Annotated in this window: 10 protein-coding genes; 6 read left to right on the top strand and 4 right to left on the bottom strand. The window is 70.6% G+C overall.

The genetic code is table 11. The annotated features are described in order from the left end of the window. Positions 1-51: 51 nt before the first annotated feature. The 4 genes from ACNAW0_RS28460 to mshC all read left to right on the top strand — a co-directional run bounded on the left by ACNAW0_RS28460 (position 52) and on the right by mshC (position 3636). Positions 52-765 (top strand): histidine phosphatase family protein, encoded by a 714-nt coding sequence (locus ACNAW0_RS28460; RefSeq protein ID WP_416291120.1) that lies wholly within the window; start codon positions 52-54, stop codon positions 763-765. A 171-nt stretch (positions 766-936) separates the two neighbouring features. Further along, complete coding sequence (locus tag ACNAW0_RS28465) at positions 937-1515, top strand: DUF3090 domain-containing protein (RefSeq protein ID WP_416291111.1); 579 nt, start codon at positions 937-939, stop codon at positions 1513-1515. Then, positions 1512-2330: an SCO1664 family protein gene (locus ACNAW0_RS28470; RefSeq protein ID WP_416291112.1), complete on the top strand. Its 819-nt coding sequence runs from the start codon at positions 1512-1514 to the stop codon at positions 2328-2330. Before ACNAW0_RS28465 ends, ACNAW0_RS28470 begins: the two co-directional genes overlap by 4 nt. A gap of 67 nt (positions 2331-2397) precedes the next feature. Beyond that, on the top strand, positions 2398-3636 hold the full coding sequence (mshC, locus tag ACNAW0_RS28475) for a cysteine--1-D-myo-inosityl 2-amino-2-deoxy-alpha-D-glucopyranoside ligase (protein ID WP_416291113.1): 1239 nt from the start codon (positions 2398-2400) through the stop codon (positions 3634-3636). Positions 3637-3763: 127 nt separating this feature from the next. Here the strand turns inward: mshC and ACNAW0_RS28480 are convergent, their stop codons facing one another. Together ACNAW0_RS28480 and ACNAW0_RS28485 are read right to left on the bottom strand one after the other, a co-directional pair. Continuing rightward, positions 3764-4555 (bottom strand): GntR family transcriptional regulator, encoded by a 792-nt coding sequence (locus ACNAW0_RS28480; protein ID WP_416291114.1) that lies wholly within the window; start codon positions 4553-4555, stop codon positions 3764-3766. Between the two features lie 113 nt (positions 4556-4668). Then, positions 4669-5538 carry a PAC2 family protein gene (locus ACNAW0_RS28485; RefSeq protein WP_416291115.1) on the bottom strand — a complete coding sequence of 290 codons (870 nt, stop codon included), beginning with the start codon at positions 5536-5538 and terminating at the stop codon, positions 4669-4671. Positions 5539-5970: 432 nt separating this feature from the next. Between ACNAW0_RS28485 and metH the strand changes: the two genes are divergently transcribed. After that, complete coding sequence (gene metH / locus ACNAW0_RS28490; RefSeq protein ID WP_416291116.1) at positions 5971-9486, top strand: methionine synthase; 3516 nt, start codon at positions 5971-5973, stop codon at positions 9484-9486. Positions 9487-9543: 57 nt separating this feature from the next. Here metH and ACNAW0_RS28495 read toward each other — a convergent pair whose 3' ends face one another. Continuing rightward, positions 9544-10785, bottom strand: a complete 1242-nt coding sequence (locus tag ACNAW0_RS28495) for a tyrosine-type recombinase/integrase (protein WP_416291117.1) — start codon at positions 10783-10785, stop codon at positions 9544-9546. A gap of 922 nt (positions 10786-11707) precedes the next feature. Between ACNAW0_RS28495 and ACNAW0_RS28500 the strand changes: the two genes are divergently transcribed. Beyond that, the gene (locus ACNAW0_RS28500; protein WP_416291118.1) at positions 11708-11950 is read left to right on the top strand and encodes a hypothetical protein; all 243 of its coding nucleotides are present in this window, start codon (positions 11708-11710) and stop codon (positions 11948-11950) included. A 955-nt stretch (positions 11951-12905) separates the two neighbouring features. Here ACNAW0_RS28500 and ACNAW0_RS28505 read toward each other — a convergent pair. Continuing rightward, complete coding sequence (locus ACNAW0_RS28505) at positions 12906-13286, bottom strand: hypothetical protein (RefSeq protein WP_416291119.1); 381 nt, start codon at positions 13284-13286, stop codon at positions 12906-12908. Positions 13287-13685 lie beyond the last annotated feature (399 nt).

Raw genomic sequence — 13685 nt, forward strand, 5'->3', positions numbered from 1 at the left:
CACCGCGCACCGCGCACGGGTGGGACACACCGGCTGCCGTACCGCCTTAGGGTGGTCAGGGTGGCGACCCTTCTGCTTCTGCGACACGGCCGGACCACCGCGAACGCGGACGGCGGGCTGGCCGGCCGGCAGCCGGTCGAGTTGGACGAGACCGGCCGTGCTCAGGCCACGGCCGTCGGCGAGCGGCTGAACGGACTGCCTCTGGCGGCGGTGGTGACCAGCCCGCTGATCCGCTGCCGGCAGACCCTGGAACTGGCGCTGCCGCAGGCCGAGCCGGTGGTGGAGGAGAGGTTGATCGAGTGCGGGTACGGCAGCTGGGAGGGGCAGCCGCTGAAGAAGCTGGCCAAGGAGCCACTCTGGCCGGTGGTCCAGCAGCATCCCAGCGCCGCCGCCTTTCCCGACGGGGAGTCGATGGCGGCGATGTCGGCACGGGCGATCGCCGCGGTGCGTTCCTGGGATGCACGGGTCACCGCCGAGCACGGGCCGGAGGCGGTCTGGCTGGCGTGCAGCCACGGTGATGTGATCAAGGCGATCGTGGCGGACGCGCTCGGCGTACACCTGGATCTTTTCCAGCGGATCGTGGCGGACCCGGCGTCGGTGACGGCGATCCGCTACACGCCGCTGCGGCCGTTCCTGGTCCGGCTCAACGACACCGGCGGCGACCTCGCGGGGCTGGTGCCACCGCCGCGCAAGCGGCGCCGTCGAGGGGCGCGTACGTCGGATTCGGACGCGGCCGTGGGCGGTGGTGCGGGGGTGGCCCCGTGAGCGCGAGGAGTGAGCCGGTCTTGCGAGCCCCGCGGTCGCGAACTGAGGTGAATCAATGAGTCGGTCCGCCACGCCCGGGAAGTGCCACCGTGGGCCCCGGCGTTTCGCCCTGGGCGGATTCAGCGTCGGTGCGCTACGCGGCGGCTCCAGCCTACGGATAGGGTCGTGGGTATGACCCACCAGGTGCACGCCTTCGAGCCGCCGGAGCGGTTCGTCGCCGGAACCGTCGGCCCGCCGGGGGAGCGTACGTTCTTCCTCCAGGCGCGCGGCGGTGGCCGGCTGGTCAGCGTCGCGCTGGAGAAGGTCCAGGTGTCCCTGCTGGCCGAGAAGCTGGAGGAGTTGCTCGCCGAGGCGCAGCGCCGGTTCGGCGTGCAGCTGCCCGAGGCGCCCGCCGCGGCCGGCGACAACGACCCGCTGGACATCCCGGTCGACGAGGAGTTCCGGGTCGGCACCCTGGGCCTGGCCTTCGACGTGGACACCGCCAGTGTCGTGATCGAGGCGATCGCCGTCGGTGAGACGGAGGCCGAGGTCGCGCTGGGCGGCGCCGACGACGATGAGGACGAGGTACCGGACGAGCCGGACGACGACCTGGACCGGCTCCGGGTACGGCTGACTCCCGAGGCGACCCGTGCGTTCATCGAGCGGGCCCGCCGCGTGGTGAACGCCGGCCGCCCGCCCTGCCCGCTCTGCGGCCAGCCGCTGGACCCGGCCGGCCACCTCTGCCCGCGGCACAACGGTTATCACCGGTGACCTCGTCGGAACTTCAGCCCCGACAGGACGGCGCTGCCGCGCTACGGCTGCTCTGCGACGGTGAGCTTGCCCTGGAGGGGCGGCTGGTCGACGCCTCCAACACGACTCTGCGCGGGATCCTCACCCTGGACGGGCTGACCGCCCGCTGCGTCTACAAGCCGGTCCGGGGCGAGCGGCCGCTCTGGGACTTTCCGAACGGTACGCTCGCCGGCCGGGAGGTCGCGGCGTACCTGGTGTCCCGGGCCACCGGGTGGGATCTGGTGCCGCCGACCGTGCTGCGGGACGGGCCGTTCGGGCCCGGCTCCTGCCAGCTCTGGATCGACGAGCCGGACGACACCGAGCCGCTGGTCGGGTTCGTGCCGGCCGCCGCGGTGCCGCCGCGCTGGTTCCCGGTAGCCGCGGCCCGCGACGACGACGGGACCCCGTACGCCCTCGCCCACGCCGACGACCCGCGCCTGGCCCGCCTCGCCGTCCTCGACGCGGTGCTCAACAACGCCGACCGCAAGGGTGGCCACGTGATCGTGGGCCCGCACGACCGGATCTACGGGGTGGACCACGGCGTCTGCTTCCACGTCGAGGACAAGCTGCGTACGGTGCTGTGGGGCTGGGGCGGCCGGCAGCTCCCGCCGGACGCGGTGGAGATGCTCGACGGGCTCGCCGGGCAGTTCGCCGGCCCGCTCGGCGATGAGTTGTCCGAGCACCTGACCGTCGGCGAGATCGCCGAACTGAAGGCCCGGGTGGACCGGCTGCGTGGCACCGGCCGGTTCCCGCTGCCCCCGCAGGACTGGCCGGCGATGCCCTGGCCGCCCATGTGACCTGCTGTCGTGTTGATCACTCCGGGCCCAGCAGCTGAGCGCCTGACGGATCGTTAGGCTGGCGGTCATGGAGTCTTGGGCAGGACACGAGGTGCCACGGCTGCCGGGCAGGGGCCAGCCACTGAGGTTGTACGACGCGGCGCGGCAAGGTGTCCACCCCAGCCAGCCGGACGGGGTCGCCTCGATGTACGTCTGCGGCATCACCCCGTACGACGCGACCCACCTCGGGCACGCCGCCACCATGATCACCTTTGATCTGGTGCAGCGGATGTGGCGGGACACCGGCCTGCCCGTGCGGTACGTGCAGAACGTCACCGACATCGACGACCCGCTGCTGGAGCGGGCCGAGCGCGACGGCGAGGACTGGAAGGTCCTGGCCATGCGGGAGACGGCCCTGTTCCGGGAGGACATGGAGGCGCTGCGGATGATTCCGCCGGCGCACTACGTCGGGGCGATCGAGTCCATCCCGGACATCGCCGAGAAGATCCTTGTGCTGCTCAAGGAGGGCGCGGCGTACCGGCTCGACGACGGCACCGGCGACGTCTACTTCGACATCACCGCCGCGCCGGCGTTCGGCTACGAGTCCAACCTGTCCCGGCAGCAGATGCTGGAGATCTTCCCGGAGCGCGGTGGCGACCCGGACCGGGCCGGCAAGCGCGACCCGCTCGACCCGCTGCTGTGGCGCGGCGCCCGGGAGGGCGAACCGTCCTGGCCGGGCGGCGAGCTGGGCGCCGGGCGGCCCGGCTGGCACATCGAGTGCGCGGTGATCGCGCTGAACCTGCTCGGCGACCGGATCGACGTGCAGGGCGGTGGCAACGACCTGCTCTTCCCGCATCACGAGTGCTCGGCGGCGCACGCCGAGCGGCTGACCGGCCAGGCGCCGTTCGCCGACCACTACGTGCACGCCGGCATGATCGGCCTGAACGGCGAGAAGATGTCGAAGTCCAAGGGCAACCTGGTCTTCGTCTCCCGCCTGCGGGCCGACCAGGTGGACCCGATGGCGGTCCGGCTGGCCCTGATGAGCGGGCACTACCGTACCGACCGCTCCTGGACCGACGACCTGCTCGCCACCGGGCAGCAGCGGCTGGCCCGCTGGCGTCGGGCTGCCGCCGTGCCGGCCGGCCCGTCCGGCGACGAGCTCCTCGCCGGGGTACGCGCCCGCCTCGCCGACGACCTCGACACTCCCGGCGCCCTGGCGGTGGCCGACGTCTGGGCCGAGCAGGCCCTGGCCGGCGTCGCCGACGACGCCGCCGCCCCGAAGCTCTTCGCGGACACCGTCGACGCCCTCCTCGGCATCCGCCTCTGACCCACCCCCCTTCCCGCCCGGCGAGCCCATCCGCCATCGGCGGGCGCCCTTTCACGGAAAGAGTGGCTATTTCGCCGCGGATAGCCACTCTTTCCGTGAATCCGCGGGCGACGCCACCCGAGGGCGGTCAGCCCAGGACGAGGCCGGGATCGGGGTCGGGGTCGGCGGTGGGGGCGGGGATCTTGTACTCCTCGGTGAGGGTGGTCATGGGGCCGGGCCAGGTGGCCTGGGCGACCTCGATCGGCTTGCGCCGCTCGTCGTACGCGATGTGCAGCAGGTGCAGCACCGGGGTGTCCGGCCGGATCTGGAGGATCTCCGCCTCCTCCCGGCTGGGCTGGCGGGCGCTGATCGTGTCGGTAGCGGTGGCGTATCGGCGGCCGGTGGCCTCTTCGGCCTCCTGGTAGAGCGGGCGGCCGAACGCCTCGGCCCGGTCGAGGGAGGTGCCGGCGGTGTCGGCCGGCAGGAACCAGGAGGCGCCCACCTCGACCGGTGATTCGTCGGTGCGGACCAGGTGCCGCCGGCAGAGCAGTTCGGTGCCGTCGGGCACGCCGAACGCGTCGGCCACCTCGGGCGGGGCCGGGGCGCGGCCGACGGAGACGAGCTGCTGCTTGTACCGGGCGGCGAGGTCCGTGTGGTAGCCGCGGAAGCCGCCGTATCGGCCGCGGGAGAGCCGGTTGAGCCGGCGCCGGGTGCCCCGGACGTACGTGCCGGAGCCGGGCTTGGTGATCAGGATGCCCTCGACCCGCAGCTGGTCGACGGCGCGCTGCACGGTCTGCTTCGCGACGCCGAACATCTCGGCGATGGCCGGGATGGACGGCAGCCGCTCGCCCGGCCCCCAGTCGCCGCGCCGCACCTGGGCCTTGAGCTGCGTGGCGATCTGCCGGTGCGGGAATTCGGCCGCACCCGGGTTGATCTGCATGCCCGCCTCCTCATGACAGCTAGGTTCCTAGGATGCCGTAGCGGAGGTAATCCCCGCCACCCCGGACACGAAAACCGGGCCCCGGAACGCTCCGGGGCCCAGTACGCCAGCGGCTACCAGGAGCCGGCGGTCGGGCCGGCGGAGCCGCCGCGGCGGCGCAGGTACTTCTCGAACTCCTGGGCGATCTCGTCCCCGGTCAGCGGGGTGATGCCGGCGTCGCCGACGCGCTCTTCCAGTTCGCGGACGTACTCGCCCAGCTCGGCGTCCTGGTCGGCGGCGCTGCGCACCCGCCGCTCCCACTCGGCCGCCTCCTCGGCCAAGTCGGCCATCGGCACCGGCAGGTCGAGCACCTCCTCGACCCGGTGCAGCAGCGCCAGGGTGGCCTTGGGACAGGGCGGGTTGTTGGCATAGTGCGGCACGTGCACCCAGAACGACACCGCGTCGACCTCGGCCCGGGTGCAGGCGTCGTGCAGCACCCCGACGATGCCGGTCGGCCCGTCGTAGCGGGTGGGGGTGAGCTGGTAGCGCTTGGCCGCGTCGACGTCCGACGCGCTGCCGCTGATCGGCAGCGGCCGGGTGTACGGCACGTCCGCGAGCAGCGCGCCGAGCAGCACCACCCGCTCGACCTCCAGGCTGTGGCAGATCTCGAGGACCTGCTCGCAGAAGGTGCGCCAGCGCATGCTCGGCTCGATGCCGCGGATCAGCACCACGTCCCGCTCGGTGCCCGCCGGGCTGGCCACCATGAAGCGGGTGGTCGGCCACTCCACCCGGCGGGTCTCGCCGTCGGCCATGGTGATGGTCGGCCGGCTCACCTGGAAGTCGTAGAAGTCCTCCGGGTCCAGCTCGGCCACCTGCCGAGCCTGCCAGACCTGCTCCAGGTGCTCCACCGCCGCCGTGGAGGCGTCCGCGGCGTCGTTCCAGCCCTCGAAGGCCGCGATCGCGACCGGCGAGCGCAGCACCGGCAGCCCGTCGAACTCGGTCACGCCGTCACCCCACCCCGTTCGTCGGGAGCGGTGCCGGGCCGCCGCCGCCCGGGCACCCGCCCGCCTGCGACAACTCCAGCTCGGCCGGCGGCCATAATTCGGCCTCCGCGCCGTTGGACGGCGCTCCGGACCGAATGAAGGCCGGGCGGCCATTTAATTCGGCCTCCGCGCCGTTGGACGGCGCTCCGGACCGAATGATGGCCGGTCTGACGCCGCGCCGCGACCTGGAGCTGTCGCACGGTCGCGTCCCTGATGTCCCTCACGTCCGCCAGCCTACGTGCCGGCGCCGGGCGCGGCTCGTCGGCCGCGCCGGTCCGCCCGGCGGACCACCCGGCCAAACCGGACGAATGGCGCTGGTGCCGCCGCTCACAGTATGTGGGAAGGGCGCGGTGCGCTGACCTGCCGCCGATTCGTCGCACTAACCTGAACTCTGTGCGGACTTCGTTGCTCGATGTGCTGGCCGAGCGGATCGTCGTCGCCGACGGGGCGATGGGGACGATGCTCCAGGCGGCCGACCTGACCCTGGACGACTTCGACGGCCTTGAGGGCTGCAACGAGATCCTCAACGTCACCCGGCCGGACGTCGTCCGCGGCGTGCACGAGGCGTACCTGGCCGTGGGGGCGGACTGCGTCGAGACGAACACGTTCGGCGCCAACCTGCCTAACCTCGCCGAGTACGGCATCGCCGGGCGGATCCGGGAGCTGTCCGAGGCGGGGGCGCGGCTGGCCCGGGAGGCCGCCGACGCGTACGCCACGCCGGAGCAGCCCCGCTTCGTGCTCGGCTCGATCGGCCCCGGCACCAAGCTGCCCACCCTCGGGCACGCCACGTACGCCTCGCTGCGCGACGCGTACCAGCAGAACGCCGCCGGCCTGATCGAGGGCGGCTCGGACGCGCTGATCGTGGAGACCTGCCAGGACCTGCTCCAGGTCAAGGCCGCGGTGATCGGGTCGAAGCGGGCGATGGCCGAGCTGGGCCGGCCGGTCCCGATCATCTGCCACGTCACCGTCGAGACCACCGGCACGATGCTGCTGGGCAGCGAGATCGGGGCGGCGCTGACCGCGATCGAGCCGCTCGGCGTGGATCTGATCGGCCTCAACTGCTCGACCGGCCCGGCCGAGATGAGCGAGCACCTGCGCTACCTGTCCCGGCACTCGCGGGTTCCGCTGTCGGTGATGCCCAACGCCGGGCTGCCCGTGCTGACCGCCGAGGGGGCACACTTCCCGCTGACGCCGGTGGAGATGGCCGACGGGCTCGAGCAGTTCGTCGCCGAGTACGGCGTCTCGCTGGTGGGTGGCTGCTGCGGCAGCACGCCGGAGCACATCCGGGTGCTGGTGGAGCGGCTGCGTGGGGTGCGGCCGGTGGCCCGGGAGCCGCGGTCCGAGGCGGGGGTGGCGTCCATCTACCACCATGTGCCGTTCGCCCAGGACGCCAGCGTCCTCATGGTGGGGGAGCGGACCAACGCCAACGGCTCCAAGGCATTCCGCGAGGCGATGCTCGCCGGCGACTGGCAGGCCTGCGTGGAGATCGCCCGCGGCCAGGCCCGCGACGGCTCGCACCTGCTCGACCTCTGCGTCGACTACGTCGGCCGGGACGGCACCACGGACATGCGCGAGCTGGCCGGCCGGTTCGCCACCGCCTCCACTCTGCCGATCATGCTGGACTCCACCGAGCCCGCGGTGATCGAGGCCGGGCTGGAGATGCTCGGCGGGCGCTGCGTGGTCAACTCGGTGAACTTCGAGGACGGCGACGGCCCGAGCTCCCGCTACGCCCGGGTGATGCCGGTGGTCCGGGAGCACGGCGCCGCGGTGGTCGCCCTGCTCATCGACGAGGAGGGCCAGGCCCGCACCCGAGACTGGAAGGTACGCGTCGCGGGCCGGCTGATCGAGGACCTGACCGGCCGGTGGGGGCTGCGCCGCGAGGACATCCTCATCGACGCGTTGACCTTCCCGATCGCCACCGGCCAGGAGGAGACCCGCCGCGACGGGATCGAGACGATCGAGGCGATCCGGGAGATCGCCACCCGCTACCCCGGGATCAACTTCACCCTGGGCGTCTCCAACATCTCCTTCGGCCTGAACCCGGCCGCCCGGCAGGTGCTCAACTCGGTCTTCCTGCACGAGTGCGCGCAGGCCGGGCTGACCTCGGCGATCGTGCACGCCAGCAAGATCCTGCCGATGTCGAAGATCCCCGACGAGCAGCGCGAGATCGCCCTCGACCTGATCTACGACCGCCGCCGCGAGGGCTACGACCCGGTGCAGCGGTTCATCGAGATCTTCGAGGGCGTCGACGCGGCGTCGGCGCGCGCCACCCGGGCCGAGGAGTTGGCCGCGCTGCCGCTGGACGAGCGGCTCAAGCGGCGGATCATCGACGGCGAGCGCAACGGCCTGGAGGCCGACCTGGACACGGCCATGGCCGAGGGGCGCTCAGCGCTATCCATCATCAACGACCTGCTGTTGGACGGCATGAAGGTGGTCGGCGAGCTGTTCGGCTCCGGCCAGATGCAGCTGCCGTTCGTGCTCCAGTCCGCCGAGGTGATGAAGACCGCGGTGGCCTACCTGGAGCCGCACATGGAGAAGACCGACGACGACGGCAAGGGGCGAATCGTGCTCGCCACCGTCAAGGGCGACGTGCACGACATCGGCAAGAACCTGGTGGACATCATCCTGTCCAACAACGGGTACGACGTTGTCAACATCGGCATCAAGCAGCCGATCAACGTGATCCTCGACGCGGCCGAGCAGCACCGGGCCGACGCGATCGGCATGTCCGGGCTGCTGGTCAAGAGCACGGTCATCATGAAGGAGAACCTCGCCGAGATGGCCGCGCGCGGGGTGGCGGAACGCTGGCCGGTGCTGCTCGGTGGGGCGGCACTGACCCGGGCGTACGTCGAGGACGACCTGCGGTCGATGTTCCCCGGGCAGGTGCACTACGCCCGGGACGCCTTCGAGGGGCTGTCCCTGATGGACCGGGTGATGGCCGCCAAGCGGGGCGGCGCCCCGGTGGTCGACCCGGAGCGGGAGGCGGCCCTGGCGGCCCGCCGGGAGCGGCGGGAGCGGCAGCGGGCCATGGTGCGCGAGGCGCTGCCTGAGCTGGACGACGCCTCGGTCCGCTCGGACGTGGCCACCGACGTGGAGGTACCCACCCCGCCGTTCTTCGGCACCCGGGTGGTCAAGGGGGTGCCGCTGGCCGACTACGCGGCGCTGCTCGACGAGCGGGCCACCTTCCTCGGCCAGTGGGGGCTGCGTGGCGCCCGCGGCGGCAAGGGCCCGTCGTACGAGGAACTGGTGGAGACCGAGGGCCGGCCGCGGCTGCGGTACTGGCTGGACCGGCTCATCGCCGACCAGGTCCTGGAGGCGGCCGTGGTATACGGCTACTTCCCGGCGTACGCCGAGGGCAACGACCTGGTGGTGCTGGACGAGAACGCGCACAGCGAGCGGGCCCGGTTCTCGTTCCCACGGCAGCGGCAGGAGCGGCGGCTCTGCTTGGCCGACTTCTTCCGGCCCAGCGGCGACGAGCTGGACGTGGTGGCGTTGCAACTGGTCACGGTCGGGCAGCCGATCAGCGAGTACACGGCGAAGATGTTCGCCGGCAACGAATACCGCGACTATCTGGAGGTGCACGGCCTGTCCGTGCAGCTCACCGAGGCCCTCGCCGAGTACTGGCACCGGCGGATCCGGTCCGAGCTGACCCTGCCGGGCGGGCGTACGGTGGCCGACGACGACCCGGCGGACCTGGCCGGCCTGCTGGGCACCGACTACCGCGGCTGCCGGTACGCGTTCGGCTACCCGGCCTGCCCCGACCTGGAGGACCGGGCGAAGATCGTGGAGCTGCTGGGCGCCGAGCGGATCGGGGTGCAGCTGTCGGAGGAGTTCCAGCTGATGCCGGAGCAGGCCACGGACGCGATCGTGGTGCACCACCCGGAGGCGAGCTACTTCAACGCCAAATAATCGGGGCGAGTGCTCTGACCTGCACTTCCACCCCCTCTGAGGGCCGCTGCACCATGATCATGCCGTCTCCAGGCCGTCACCGGCATCCGGGCAGTCATCGGCGGCCTGGTCGTCGCCGAACGCCTTGTCGATGGCCCGGCGGGTGCGGTCCTCGCTGTTGGGCAGGAGGTGTGTGTAGGTCCGCAAGGTGAATCCGGGATCGGCGTGGCCGAGATATGCCGACAGCGCCTTGATGCTCTCCCCGGCGTCCAGGAGAACCGAGGCGTAGGTGTGCCGCAGCACGTGCATCCCGTTGCGCCGGTCGTTGGGGATGCCCGTGGCGCGGATCGCGGGCTTCCAGACACCAGGGTTGAACTTCGATCGACTGAGTGGCAGGCCGTCCGTCGTCGTCAGGTAGAGCTTGACTGTCGTCAGGTCGCCGGTAGGAGTTCCCCAGGGCAAGGTGGCCTCTACGGGCGCGTACTGCTTGGCATGGTCGTCCAGGCGGCGAGCTACTGAGTCGGGCAGTGGAACCTCTCGCGTCTTGCCGCCTTTGGGCGGGGCGAAGATGAGTGCGCCGCGAACGAGCTTGATCTGACGGATGACGTGGAGGCTTGGCCGGGTAGCGTCCAGGTCATCAGGGCTAATGGCGAAAATCTCTCCCTGACGCAATCCACAGCCCGCGCCCAGGTCCACGGCGACCCGGTAGCGGTCGGGCATCTTCGCCCGAAACGCGGTGAGCCGATCGATTGACCAGGGCTGAACCTTGTTGGGAACCTGCCGGGGGCGTTGGATGCTCTTGGCCGAGAACGGGTTGCTGACGATCTTCTTGTCGTCCACCGCTGCGTTCATGATCATCGAGACGTCGCTGAACAGGACCCGGCGGTAGCCGGCGGACAGTCCTTTCTCCTGCAACCCGCGCGCCCACGCTCGGATCGTGGCCGGTTGGATGGAAGCCATCGCCTTATGGCCGAGCACGGGGTACACGTGCAGCCGGAGTTCGTACTCGATGCGGTCGCGGGTGAGAACGTCGGTCGTCGCGGCGGCGAGCCATTCGTCCGCGTATTGCTTGAAGGTGACGCGGCCCGCATCTGGATCGACGTAGGTGCCTTTGAGGATGTCGGCTTGGACGTTGGCGAGGAATGCCTGTGCCTCGCGCTTCTTCTTGTCGGGGAACGACTGCGACTTCTCTTTGCCGTCCGGGGCGATGTACCGGACCCGGTAGCGCATACCCTGTCCGCATTCCGGCTTCGGTTCCTGGCGGGACTTCCCGTCGGGGCCGACGACGGCGCGGTACCAGCGGTCGACGATGTGGGCCATGTCAGGCCGCCTTCGACTGGTCGGCAATGGCCGGGCTCCGCCGGCGGATCACGGTCCGTGGGTGGTTGCGGAGAGCCATCCCGCCCACCGTCGACCCGGGCGAGCCGAGCAGACCACCGCCCGACCCGCCAGCGTCCGTACGAGCCGTCAAGGTCCGCTTGACGTGGCGGGCCGGGCGGCGGCCCGCTCCCCAGAGGGCGGGTCGACGGCAGACGGGATGGCTAGGTGGGTTGCCGTGCGGGCGGAGGCATATCCTGTCTGGGCTCTATGGCCGACGGGCTTATTACCCTTGATCTTCTGGTAGATCGCGCGCCCGGCCCGAGCCACCGGCATTTGGTCGGGGCCCACGAGGTTCACGGACACCGGCAAGGCCATCGCCGCCGCCTGAAAGCCGTTGGGCTTTCTCCCGTACTTGCTTGATCCATGCCTCGTCGCGAACAAGCTGAAAGGGCTCTCCGATACCGTGGGTGTATAGCGCTCGGTTGAGGTCCAGGAGGACGTCGGTCTGATGGAATGCCTGTCGCGCGGTCTTCCTGAACTCCGGGTACGCAGCGTCCAGCCGGGCCGCGAAGGCGTGCAGCGCCAGGAGCTGGTTGGCATATGCGCGGCGCATGCTCCGACGCGCCCGGCGGCGAAACAACGGTTCAAGCACGTTCACAAGCCCAGCATGGCAGCTCCCGACAAGCGCGACTCTCACCGTGTAGACCGACGTGGATTCCAAGCGGACTTGGCCAGTTGGGTGACGAAACGAGTGGCGACGGTACAGCACGGCCCCGGACGTGCATGGACGTTGGTAGACCGTTTCGGCCGATCAAGGGGGCTATCAGAGCAGGTCAGACCAATCTGATTTCTCGTTCACACCGAAGAGCTCTCGGCGGCTCCGTGCGTTGACGAGGCACACGGCTACAGCAAAGATCAGCGCATGACTGCCGATGACTCTAATGCGCCTGCTGACCGTGAGCCGCAGCCGCCTCGAGCGATGCCGCTCCGCAAGATGTGGCTCTTTGGCGCATTCGGTGCGGTGGGCGCTCTCGCCGCCTTGGTGATCGCCCCGACGAATCCCGGCGGCTGGATCTTGCTTGCATCGCTCGGCGGGCTTGCGTGGCTGACACGTGTCGAACTGCGACGGCGCGACGTGGCGCAGCAGTCGGACGAACGACTGTAGCGGTGGGCCCACCTGGGCGTGCCCGATGCGTGCCCGATACAGCGGTCAACATGAGCCAACGCCGGCCCGCCGATAGTCCCAGCCTGCACGGTCCGCGCTCGTTTCCAGTCCGCACGGATACCCAGCGTGTGGATCAATCCGATTCCCAAGCTGACCGTTCGGCTGGGTACAGCTAAGCCGGGAAGCAGTACGGTACTCGGAATGATCAGCCGTACATGGTCAGGTACGCGGGCTCTGGCAGCCGTGGGTGTACTGGCGCTATCGATAGCAGGCTGTGCGGAAACAGGGCGCGCCCGGCCCGACGCGACGGACACCCCCGCCACGCCCCAGCAATCGCCGACCGTCGCGCCGTCGAGGGTCGCCCTGCTACAGAAACTCGGAGATGGCCCTGTCCGCAGTCTCTACGTGGAGGCGGATGGCCGATGGGAGTGCCGGGACTGCGCTGGCGACGGCAAGACGACATCCGGGGCGCTGACCGCTACTCAACTCCGGGATCTCCAGACCCTGCTGGCCGACCCCGCACTGGCAGGGGAGGACGATCGGAAGACCCGTTACCGCTTCACCTGCCGTGACGGGCTTGTTTCCACGTTGCAAACTGATCATGGTCTGGTCAGTTCGTCTGACTGTCCGGGAGAATCGCGGCCAAAGGTGGCGGGAGCAATCCTCCTGCTCCTCGCTGACTCCACCCCGGCCGCAGCGACGCGCTAGCAGCCCTCGCCCAGTCCTGCGCTCGGGGCTGGGTGACTATCTGGGTGACGACGGGTAGGACCGGAGGTGGACGTCCACGGACCACGGTGGACGGTTGCCCCAGCTGAGCCCTGATGCTGTGGCAGGTCAGCGAGTCGTGTGGGTTGCCTGGGGGTCAAGGGGTCGTCGGTTCGAATCCCGCCGTTCCCACCAAGGCCCGAGGGCGTATCCGATCGATGGACGCGCCGTCTCGTCGTTGAACGGCTGTTCAGGCGAGGCACTGGCCGCCCGGCAAGGCACCGAGCACTTGCTGCTGCCCGCCCCAGCCCACTACGCAACCGGCGCCTGCGGGTACGGCGTAGACGATGGCGTTCCGTGGTGCCGGATCCGCTGGCCCGGCCGGTCGTACCACAATGTCGGTGAAGCCGGCGGCGGTGAGCGCCTGCCGGATCTGGTCGGCCATCTGCTCCGGGCTGTCCGTGGCCGGAAACATCCGCCGGCGGGCCTGCTCCGCCACGCACTCCTCGGTGACTGGCCGGGCACAGTCAAACCTCATCCGGTCCAGCGCCGCGCGGATGGCCTCGGCTGCGGTCTCCGCCTCAGCTCGCTGCCTTGAGCTGAGTTTGCTGCGGCCCAGCTCGTCGTCCACTACTCGCTGACAGTAGGTGGGGTCGTACTGGCCGGCGGCCTGACCAGCCCAGGTGCAGAGGGTGGCGGGGCCGGACGTATCGGCCGGTGCCGGTGTGCCTGAAACATCCTGCCATTTTGAGCCGGCGGTGGCGGTGGACCCGGTGCCCGGCGCCGGGGATGGCGACCCGCAGGCAGTGAGTGCCAGGGCGGCGAGCACAAGCCCGACCAGCGCCGTCCGGGATGAACCGATGATTGGAGCATGCGCGTGCACTGCCAGAGCATAAGGACGCGCCGGCCGATCCGGTGCCCCGGTCGAGAGACGATCGCGTATCTCAGCGGAACCGTTGAGCAGCGCCGGGCGAGGCTGCCCTTCCTTCGCCGGCTCCTTGCAGTGTGGGGCACACAGGGGGCACAAGAT

The sequence above is a fragment of the Micromonospora sp. SL1-18 genome, from assembly GCF_047921505.1.
Classification (GTDB): Bacteria; Actinomycetota; Actinomycetes; order Mycobacteriales; family Micromonosporaceae; genus Micromonospora.

Coding starts and splice junctions, on each gene's coding strand:
- ACNAW0_RS28465 (WP_416291111.1), top strand. CDS start 937: ATGACCCACCAGGTGCACGCCTTCGAGCCGCCGGAGCGGTTCGTCGCC.
- mshC (WP_416291113.1), top strand. CDS start 2,398: ATGGAGTCTTGGGCAGGACACGAGGTGCCACGGCTGCCGGGCAGGGGC.
- ACNAW0_RS28480 (WP_416291114.1), bottom strand. CDS start 4,555: ATGCAGATCAACCCGGGTGCGGCCGAATTCCCGCACCGGCAGATCGCC.
- ACNAW0_RS28495 (WP_416291117.1), bottom strand. CDS start 10,785: ATGGCCCACATCGTCGACCGCTGGTACCGCGCCGTCGTCGGCCCCGAC.
- ACNAW0_RS28500 (WP_416291118.1), top strand. CDS start 11,708: ATGACTGCCGATGACTCTAATGCGCCTGCTGACCGTGAGCCGCAGCCG.